Below are 6,776 nucleotides of genomic sequence, written 5' to 3' on the forward strand. Positions count from 1 at the left end.
GAAATTATGAAACCGGAGAAACCCAAACGCAATCGTGGGCTTATACTGACTCGTGAAGGATGGCAAAAGCTTCAGGATGCCAAACTTGAGTGGGAATTTAGGAAAAACAATGGCTCCAAATCTACCTTAGAAGAATTAAGCGAACAAGCTGGGATCACTCCTGTCACTTTCAGAAAGATACTTACTCGTGAAACCGGGGTTGACAAACGGACGCTTGTTCGTTTGTTTATGATGTTTAATTTAGAATTGGATGTAAGCGATTATATAAGTCCAGACTCTAATTTAAAAGGGCAGGAAAACTTGAAGAACCCCAAGCGCGTTGATTGGGGGGAGATGGTGGATGTATCTGTTTTCTATGGACGTACAGATGAACTGACTCTATTAGAGCAATGGCTGATCCAGGAACGCTGTCGAGTAGTAGCGCTGTTGGGAATGGGGGGAATTGGTAAAACCTCTCTGGCTGCCAAGTTATCACAAAAGGTTCAAGGATGGTTTGAGTATGTTATTTGGCGATCGCTCTACAATGCTCCCCCACTTTTTGACCTACTGGCAAATTTAATTCAATTTTTCTCTAATGAGCAGGTATTAGAAATTGACTTAGCAAAAAGTGTAGATGGAAGAATATCACAACTGATTGAATATTTGCAACAACAGCGCTGTCTGATCGTATTAGATAATGTTGAGACTATTTTGCAAACAGGCGCTTATGCTGGATGCTATCGAGAAGGCTATGAGGATTATGGCTTACTGATCAAACGGTTGGGACAAGTTATGCATCAAAGCTCTTTGGTGCTGACTTCTCGTGAAAAACCCAAAGATATAGCGTCACTCGGAGGAGAAACACTAGCTGTTCGCTCATTACAACTCAGTGGTTTAGAGGTAGTAGCAGGGCAAAAAATTTTTGAAGCCAAGGGTTTTTCTGTCTCAGAGTCAGAATTACCAGCAGTAGTCGAGCGTTATGCAGGCAATGCCCTTGCTTTGAAGATAGTAGCGACAACGATCCAAGATGTTTTTGATGGTAATGTTGCTGAATTTCTGCAACATTACACTGCTGTTTTTGGCAGCATTCGCGATCTGCTAGACCAGCAGTTTTCGCGCTTGGCAAATTTAGAGAAGGATATAATTTACTGGCTAGCAATTAATCGTGAGCCAGTTTCGCTATCAGTAATACGAGAGGATATTGTATCACCAATTCCACCACAAAATTTACTGGAGGCTCTGGAATCTCTGGTAAGGCGATCGTTGGTAGAAAAAAGCACAGCACTCTTCACGCTACAACCTGTAGTGATGGAGTATGTGACTCAGCGATTGATAGAAATAGTTTGTCAGGAAATTGAAACTCAGAATCTTGATTTGTTCAGGTGTCATGCCTTGATGAAAGCGACAGCAAAAGACTACGTGAGGGAAACTCAAATTCGCGTGATTCTAAAGCCAGTTATAGATGGCTTGGTCACTGTCTTAAGAAGCAAAAGAAACCTAGAAAATCAGCTGACTGAAATTATAGCAAAGTCACGAGAGACATCACCTTTAGAACATAGTTATACAGCTGGGAATGTTCTCAATCTGCTTTGTTATCTAGGAACTGACCTCAGCGGTTATGATTTTTCTTTTCTGAGTGTTTGGCAAGCAGACCTGCGGAATGTGAAATTGCACGATGTCAATTTTCAAAACGCCAATTTTGATCGGTCTGTTTTTGCTGAAACTTTTGGTGGAGTTTCATCGGTAGCCTTTAGCCCCGATGGAAAACTTTTGGCGATGGGTGATACTGGTGGTGAGATCCACTTTTACCAAGTTTCGGATTGGAAGCACCTTCTAACTTGTAAGGGACACACTAACTGGATTCCGTCACTAGCCTTTAGTCCGGATGGTAGTATCCTTGCTAGTGGAAGCAGTGACTATACCGTGCGCCTGTGGGATATTGGCAGAGGGCGATGTCTGCAAACCTTTCAAAAACATAGTAATGAGATTTGGTCAGTAGCCTTTAGTCCAGATGGTAACACGTTAGTTAGTGCCAGTAACGATCGCACAATAAGGCTATGGGATGTTAGCACTGGTGAATGCCTGAGAACTTTTTCGGGGCATACAAATTGGGTAATATCAGTAGCCTTTAGTCCAAACGGACAGACCCTAGCAAGCGGTAGTGATGACAACACAATCAGGTTATGGGATATTAGCAGTGATGAATGCAAAAGAATTCTTCATGGACATGATGATGGGGTACGGTCAATCACTTTCAGTCCAGACGGCCAAATACTAGTGAGTAGTAGCGATGACCGCACAGTGAAATTGTGGGACTTAAACACTGGTGAATGTATCAAAAGTCTACATGGGCATCGTGCTCCAGTTTGGTCATCTGCAATTAGTCCTCAAGGCAATTTCATCGCTAGTGGTAGTCTCGACCAGACGGTGAGGCTATGGAACATTAGCACTGGTGAATGTCTTAGAACTCTTGAAGGACATTCTGGTTGGGTGCTTTCTGTTGCCTTTAATTTGCAAAGCGATCTTCTTGCCAGTAGCAGTGATGACCAAACTATAAAAGTATGGAACGTTAGCACTGGTCAATGTCTTAAAACTTTCATTGGGTATACTAGCCATTCCTGGTCAGTTGCCTTTAATTCAGATAGAAGAACGCTGGCAAGTGGCAGTCAAGACCGCGCAGTGAGACTATGGGATATCAATACGGGTAAAGCCTTGCAAACTTTCTTGAGACATGGTGGTGCGGTTCGATCGGTTGCCTTCAGTCGAGATGGGCAAATGTTGATAAGCGGCAGTGACGATCGAACGATGAGGTTATGGGATGTGAATACGGGTCAAGCCTTGCAAACTTTCCTGGGACATCGTGCTGCGGTTACGTCAGTCGCCTTCAGTCAAAGTGGGCAAATGTTGGTAAGCGGCAGTGACGATCAAACGGTGAGGCTATGGGATGTGAATACGGGTCAAGCCTTACAAACCTTACTGGGACATCATGCCGCGGTTGCATCAGTTGCCTTCAGTCCAGATGGGAGGACAGCGGCGAGTGGTGGATGGGATCACACAATAAAGTTGTGGGATGTTAGTACTGGTGAGTGCAAAGAAACTCTAAAAGGACATAAAAATTGGGTTTGGTCAATTGCTTTTAGTCCAGATGGTGAACTGCTGGCAAGCGGTGGTTATGACGGAACAATTCGGTTGTGGAGTGTCAAAAATAGTACTTGTTTCAAGATTTTTAAGGTTGGTGAGAATAATTCTATCGTTAAAACAGTCGCCTTTAGTGAAGATGGTCAAACCCTAGCCAGTAGCAGTCCCGATCATACAATAAAGTTGTGGGATCTCAGTACTGGTGAATGCAAAAAAACCTTGCGTGGACATTCGGCTTTCGTCTGGTCAGTAGCCTTTAGCCTAGATAATCAAACTTTGGCTAGTAGCAGCACCGACGATACAATTCGACTTTGGAATGTGAGCGCGAGTGAGTGCTTAAAGATTTTGAAACCTAAGAAATTATATGAGGGAACAAATATTCAAGAGGTTACAGGTATAACTGGCGCAACGATTTCTATGTTGAAACTTCTTGGAGCAGTTACTTCTGAAAATAGCTTATCTAACAGTTAAATTACTCCAGATATGCTCTGACTATTAGCCACAAGTTGGAAAGCTTTATAAGCTTTGTACAAAGTAAAAGATGTAATAATAAACAGGACAAAGCCGAAAACTTACAAAGATTTAGTTATACTAAACCTGAAGAGACTACACTCCCTAGAGAAACTCACCACAAAATATGACTGAAATATCAGGTCATAAGCGTTAATCCCTGATTGTCTATTTGTCACAGTAGTTAGGTTAAACCAGCCTCAAAGCTTCTTTCAACACTTACTTGATAGTGACTAGACAATCAGGGACATCATGTGTTAGCTCAAACCTGATTTATTAAAATACACAGGTAAGCAACAACTAAACATCGCTGCCGTCAATGTCGCTTGGCAATCCTCGCGCGAACTCCTTAACCATAATGCTTTCCAAATCGCTCTCCATGTTATCCAAAACCTCTAAGCTGTTCTTAATGAGGCTGCAATAATCGGGACTCAAAAATTGCCGATCGATAACTGTAGCTGGTGTAGTTTCCATTGATTGCCGATCGATAACTGTAGCTGTTGTAGTTTTCATTCTCTTCTCCTTGTAGCTATTTGAGTTATATTGTTAAAGGTGTGAGTTGTCTTTGGTTGTTCGGTTATTAAGCGAGCACTAGTGGTTTTAAAACATTCTGAATTTCCTCATCTGATATGTAGTGTTCCTTAGGTGGGCTAAAGCGCAACAACGCTGCTTTGTAACAGGCTCTCGCAACGCGAACACGCTCATCATCACTAAGCTCTGCAATCATCTCAATCGTCTCCTCTACATGCTTCACATCACTGCCAACGGCACTATGTACCCGCAGGCAGCGGGTTGCATTGGTATCCGGTGGTAGCAATGCCTCTACCATCTGGATATACTCCACTCCTCTGCATATCGCTAGGCGTTCCCCTGTATAGGAATACCCCACGCAACCGATTGGATCTGAGTCCCGCACGCTTCTGGTAAAGTGATTCATCAAAGCCTTTGCAGCGGGAGGAACAAGTGCTTCCACAACAGCTTCGGCTTTATATCCCATCGACTGGATATCGAGCAAGGCAAGTTGGTCGTGACCCGCTTCCTCTCTGGCTTTTTCTGTAGCCCATTGTGCTAAACTCTTGCGGTTTGCTGAAGCAAAGCTTTGAGCAGCTTCCTCCATCAGTCGAGTAGTCGAGTGGCACAGATGGTAAAGACCTGTGAGTCGCCATACCCAGCGTGTACGAGTCAGTTTTGGTGGTCTGCGATCGCTCTTGACTGTGTACCAAGCATCTACGATCGCTCTATCTAAAAGCTTCTGAGTTTGAGCTATCCTCTCTGCATCACTCATCTTTAAGGCGGAGCGATCGCCACCTTTTGCAGAACTGGATCGATGCCTTGAAGTGTAGTTAGCAGTCTTGATCGCTGTTTCATCAGGTACGAAACACGCTGAATCAGTATTAGTTAAAAAATCATTACGCATAGTTCCTTTCCTCACTTATGGTTGCTACAGAATTGGGGCAAGTCACTCGTGGCAATAACAGAGTTGTTGCGAAATAAGCTAAATAACCCATGAAATCCAGTGCAGCAAGCATTTCGCCCGATGGTTAAAATGTAGACAGTACAATGGGTTGAGCTATTTGAGGCGTTATTAAGCGACAATTCCAAAAAATTGCCAGTCAAGTAAGTAAATTGAACTGTGTTACAGCTTGTGGTATTGGAATGCTAGAGGAATGCGATCGCCTACGGTGGGCGGTTTATCGCACCTACCGAAACACCAACTGCATATTGCATTTCTATGTCTTTCAGCATTTTGACCACCGCCTTGGCTACCAAGGCATGGGCAATTTGCTGATTTTCTTTGAGAAACGCAATGTCCAATTGTGAGTTTCGCTGAACGTTTCCAAGAAAAGAGGTAGTTAAAGATGACTTAGATGGCGAGAAAATCCCATATCCTTAGGACTTATGTATTGACAGAAACCTGATTGACAAACGGCTTCATTCGTGTATAAGGTTTAGGGAAACTAACAGGAAGCTTTTATTTTATAAGTAACAAATGGATTGCACACAGGATGTGTTTCATTACCATCCTGCATATTTAATTAGAAGCAACGCTCATTTTGATCAGATAGTGTCAAACAAAGTCTAAACTGCCCTTTAGTTGCACTGCTGGTGAAAGAAGCAAAGCATGGGCGGTGTCATCTGTCTTCCCTATTGTAAACCTCCGTCATAGGGAGACTCCAATGGGTGGCGGAAGAATTAGAAGTAAATACTCCTTCATCTCGTATCCTGCCAAAGTGCCTTGGTGGTACGCACAACCGTTCGGCAGCAGACTTAATCTGCAACCGAAGGAGTTTATCCAGAGGCAATGTAGACGAATCTAAAGTTTCGCAGCATTGCTGATTGCTCATCTTATGCACCCTTATCTACGTGGTTGATTGATTGATGCCTGTTGATTTAAGTTTGCTAACTTTACAAAACTTTTGCAACTCAAGATAAGAAACTTAAGATAAAGATAAGTTATTTTTTTCCTGTAACATTCTCCTCTTCAAATTTAAAGTTGCACAGATAAATGTACTATTTAGCCTAAAAAGCTTGATATGTGGGCAATAGCGCGATTTCAGTTTTCAAAAACGTGCATCTGTAAAAACTGATTTGGCAAAACATAACACCTTAGTACAACTTTGCATAAGTTCTTAGCGAATTAAATTTGGTAAAACTGTGTGTCCCCTTGGGCTGACTTTGCATCTCCACCGTACCTTCCCCAATACTGCTCGCTGCTCGCGTTGCTCCCTGTACCTATCTACTACGGTGATAGTGGAGATAGCCGTTCTTGAACCCAATCAAATACCCCTGATGAGTTAAGCGGAAAGTACATTTATTATACTCTCATGAGAGTAATAAAAGCTGTTTACACGCGATCGCCCGCCCCGTAGTGGATGTAAAGAAACATTTCTGTTTTTTAGGCGAGTGTTAGTAATGTTCAACCCTATTAGCAAGAAATTTGGAGATTATACCTGTGCAAATTACTTAAATAACCAATTGCTTGAGAATGGTACAAAATGCAAATTTTAGCAAAGTTAGCAAAACCTGTTATTTACATTTACTGTTGGCTCAAAACCGCTTCAGTTGGAACTTTGCCTAAAATCCAGATTAAAAACACAAACTTTTCCGCTTAAGTTTTCTATCTTAACTGGCTAAAAGCAGTGTTGAAA

General features: G+C 42.5%; 4 protein-coding genes. 1 reads left to right on the plus strand and 3 read right to left on the minus strand.

Annotation, left to right across the window (positions count from 1 at the left end; genetic code table 11):
* The first annotated feature begins 6 nt into the window (after positions 1–6).
* Positions 7–3,588 (plus strand): WD40 domain-containing protein, encoded by a 3,582-nt coding sequence (locus tag IQ229_RS07450; protein WP_194042574.1) that lies wholly within the window; start codon positions 7–9, stop codon positions 3,586–3,588.
* A 339-nt stretch (positions 3,589–3,927) separates the two neighbouring features.
* Here the strand turns inward: IQ229_RS07450 and IQ229_RS07455 are convergent, their stop codons facing one another.
* The 3 genes from IQ229_RS07455 to IQ229_RS07465 form a co-directional block, all read right to left on the minus strand.
* Positions 3,928–4,140: a hypothetical protein gene (locus IQ229_RS07455; protein WP_194042575.1), complete on the minus strand. Its 213-nt coding sequence runs from the start codon at positions 4,138–4,140 to the stop codon at positions 3,928–3,930.
* A 67-nt stretch (positions 4,141–4,207) separates the two neighbouring features.
* Positions 4,208–5,044 carry a hypothetical protein gene (locus IQ229_RS07460; RefSeq protein WP_194042577.1) on the minus strand — a complete coding sequence of 279 codons (837 nt, stop codon included), beginning with the start codon at positions 5,042–5,044 and terminating at the stop codon, positions 4,208–4,210.
* Positions 5,045–5,304: 260 nt separating this feature from the next.
* Entirely contained in the window at positions 5,305–5,442 is a 138-nt protein-coding gene (locus IQ229_RS07465) for a hypothetical protein (protein ID WP_194042579.1), read from the minus strand.
* Positions 5,443–6,776: the final 1,334 nt, after the last annotated feature.

This window comes from Nostoc cf. edaphicum LEGE 07299 (assembly GCF_015207245.1).
GTDB lineage: Bacteria > Cyanobacteriota > Cyanobacteriia > Cyanobacteriales > Nostocaceae > Nostoc > Nostoc edaphicum_B.